The sequence below is a fragment of the Streptococcus sp. k-378 genome (assembly GCF_013277505.1).
GTDB lineage: Bacteria > Bacillota > Bacilli > Lactobacillales > Streptococcaceae > Streptococcus > Streptococcus pseudopneumoniae.
Map to the genome: position 1 here is coordinate 1 of NZ_VMNC01000139.1, position 2,523 is coordinate 2,523.

The 2,523-nt window shown below is 37.3% G+C and carries 4 protein-coding genes; 1 reads left to right on the forward strand and 3 read right to left on the reverse strand.

The genetic code is table 11. The annotated features are described in order from the left end of the window. Positions 1-48 precede the first annotated feature (48 nt). From HT719_RS10690 to rplM, 3 genes are all read right to left on the reverse strand, one after another. Positions 49-669 (reverse strand): hypothetical protein, encoded by a 621-nt coding sequence (locus tag HT719_RS10690; RefSeq protein WP_000855698.1) that lies wholly within the window; start codon positions 667-669, stop codon positions 49-51. 277 nt (positions 670-946) lie between these two features. Continuing rightward, positions 947-1,339 carry a 30S ribosomal protein S9 gene (rpsI, locus tag HT719_RS10695; RefSeq protein ID WP_061454408.1) on the reverse strand — a complete coding sequence of 131 codons (393 nt, stop codon included), beginning with the start codon at positions 1,337-1,339 and terminating at the stop codon, positions 947-949. A gap of 19 nt (positions 1,340-1,358) precedes the next feature. Next, complete coding sequence (gene rplM, locus HT719_RS10700) at positions 1,359-1,805, reverse strand: 50S ribosomal protein L13 (RefSeq protein WP_001044624.1); 447 nt, start codon at positions 1,803-1,805, stop codon at positions 1,359-1,361. A 354-nt stretch (positions 1,806-2,159) separates the two neighbouring features. On the opposite strand from rplM, the gene HT719_RS10705 reads away from it, so the two are divergent. After that, entirely contained in the window at positions 2,160-2,477 is a 318-nt protein-coding gene (locus HT719_RS10705) for a DUF960 domain-containing protein (protein WP_000886037.1), read from the forward strand. Positions 2,478-2,523 lie beyond the last annotated feature (46 nt).

The window sequence follows — 2,523 nt, forward strand, 5'->3', positions numbered from 1 at the left end:
ATTTTCGAAGAGTATTACCATCATAACATCCATAAAAACAAGCTTTCTCTAAAAGAAAATGAGCGTAGCAATGACCAATACAAGATCTCGGAAAATATGACCATAAAAGGAAACTTCCTTCTTGACCGAATTTGGGACAAGATAGGCTGCAAAAAACAAACCCAGTCCAATATACATCAGAAGAGAGACAATGGTCATTGGATTTCTTAAAAAGAGAAGTGTTGCTAAAATAGTCACCAACACTGTCTTTTTTCTGTCTAGCATAGCAAGAAAATCGCGCATGTATTTTTTCAAGGGTAAAAAAATCAGCAAATCTAGCCCAAATAGAAAGAAAAAGGATGGCAATAAAAAGTCAACTAATTCTTGCTGCAGCGTATTTTTAATGAACAAGTTATCTGACAAGACAAGGACAGCTCCTAATAAATTAATTAAGAGTAACATACTGTAAAAAAGCTTCACTGACTTCTTACTGGCTAGGACACTATGGACTTCTTGCTTACGGGTATAAAGATAATTTACTCCAGCACAGATTCCTGAAACGAAGACCATACTTCCGATGAAAAAAGCTGTACTTTGTTTAAAGGACAAGATGCATTCCTTCCATAGAAAACAGCTACTCAAACTGATTTGAATTAAAGCTAACAAAAATAAGATTCTCATTGTTTTCATCTTTTCTCTCCCTTCCTACCAATCATTATACTAGGAGAAAAGAGAGAACTGTTTTCAATCTTCTCAAATGTCTCTTTTAGACGCTAAACAAACATGAGAGACTACTACTCAATGAAAATCANNGTTTTGAGGTTGCAGATAGAGCTGACGTGGTTTGAAAAGATTTTCGAAGAGTATAAAGTCGCAACAACTGTGTCAATTGCACCAATTTAGTAAGAAAGTATAAAAAAAGAACACCCCGAAAGGTGCTCTGTATAAGTATAGTAATTCTTTCGAATTAACGTTTACTAAATTGTGATGCTTTACGAGCTTTCTTAAGACCTGGTTTCTTACGTTCAACTTTACGTGAGTCACGTGTAAGAAGTCCTGCACGTTTCAATGAATCGCGGAAGTCTGGGTCTACTTGAAGAAGGGCACGAGCGATACCGTGACGGATAGCTCCTGATTGACCAGCGTATCCACCACCTACAACATTAACGAAAACGTCGTATGAACCTACAGTTGAAGTAACTGCGAATGGTTGGTTGATGACAAGACGAAGGTCAGCGTGTAGGATGTACTCTTCAACATCTTTTTTGTTAACAGTGATTTTACCAGTTCCTGGAACAAGGCGAACGCGTGCAACAGCGTTTTTACGACGTCCAGTACCTGCATATTGTGCTTGTGACATACTTTATTTGTTCCTTTCCTTAGATAAGTCCTGAAATGTCAAGAACTTCTGGTTGTTGTGCAGCATGAGTGTGCTCAGCTCCAACAAATACTTTCAACTTCATACCTTGAGCGCGTCCAAGTGTATTGTGTGGAAGCATACCTTTAACTGATTTCTCGATCAAACGTACTGCATTTTTAGAACGAAGTTCACCTGCAGAGATTTGTTTCAATCCACCTGGGTGGTTTGAGTGAGTGTAGTAGATTTTATCAGTTGCTTTTTTACCAGTTAATTTAACTTTTTCAGCATTGATAACAATCACAAAGTCACCTGTATCAGTGTGTGGTGTAAATGTTGGTTTGTTTTTTCCGCGAAGTACGCTAGCAACTACTGCAGAAAGACGTCCAAGTGGTACATCAGTTGCGTCAACTACGTACCATTTACGTTCAACTTGGCCTGGTTTAGCCATAAATGTTGTTTTGTTCATGATTTCTCCTATATATAGTTCGATTTTTGTTTACGGTGATGGGTGTTCCTTCCCATCGAAAAGTATTTGGAAGGTTCCGGGGCCTTTCAAATGGGGTAAACAATACCGCTTACTATCATACCAAATTTCACCCCTAAAAGTCAATAGATATGAAAAATATTTTTCGGTAACTTCTCAAAGTAACTGAAAGTTATATAATCAAGTTAATTTGGGAATTTACCTATTAACTTCGGGAGATTTTTGGGATTTTTTCCTTATTTTTCCCTGTAGCTAAAATCCTTTTCAAAAAATTACCTTTTCTTGATTTTTAATCCTATTTGTTGTATGATAAGGGAAAAGAAAGGGGGCAAAAATATGGCTTTTACCAATACCCAAATGCGATCGGCTAGTTTTGGCATTGTTACCAGCTTGCCTGATGATGTCATTGACTCTTTTTGGTATATTATTGACCACTTCTTAAAAAATGTCTTTGAATTGGAAGAAGAACTCGAGTTTCAATTGCTCAATAACCAAGGAAAAATTACCTTCCACTTCTCAAGTCAACACCTCCCTACAGCCATTGATTTTGATTTTAACCATCCCTTTGACCCTCTTTATCCGCCAAGAGTACTGGTTTTAGACATGGACGGTAGAGAAACTATCCTCCTCCCAGAAGAAAATGACCTATTTTAATACTCAATGAAAATCAAAGAGTAAACTAGGAAGCTAGCCGCAGGTT

Excerpts from the sequence above, each read along its gene's own strand:
- HT719_RS10690 (WP_000855698.1), bottom strand. The coding sequence starts at position 669 with ATGAAAACAATGAGAATCTTATTTTTGTTAGCTTTAATTCAAATCAGT.
- rpsI (WP_061454408.1), bottom strand. The coding sequence starts at position 1,339 with ATGTCACAAGCACAATATGCAGGTACTGGACGTCGTAAAAACGCTGTT.
- rplM (WP_001044624.1), bottom strand. The coding sequence starts at position 1,805 with ATGAACAAAACAACATTTATGGCTAAACCAGGCCAAGTTGAACGTAAA.
- HT719_RS10705 (WP_000886037.1), top strand. The coding sequence starts at position 2,160 with ATGGCTTTTACCAATACCCAAATGCGATCGGCTAGTTTTGGCATTGTT.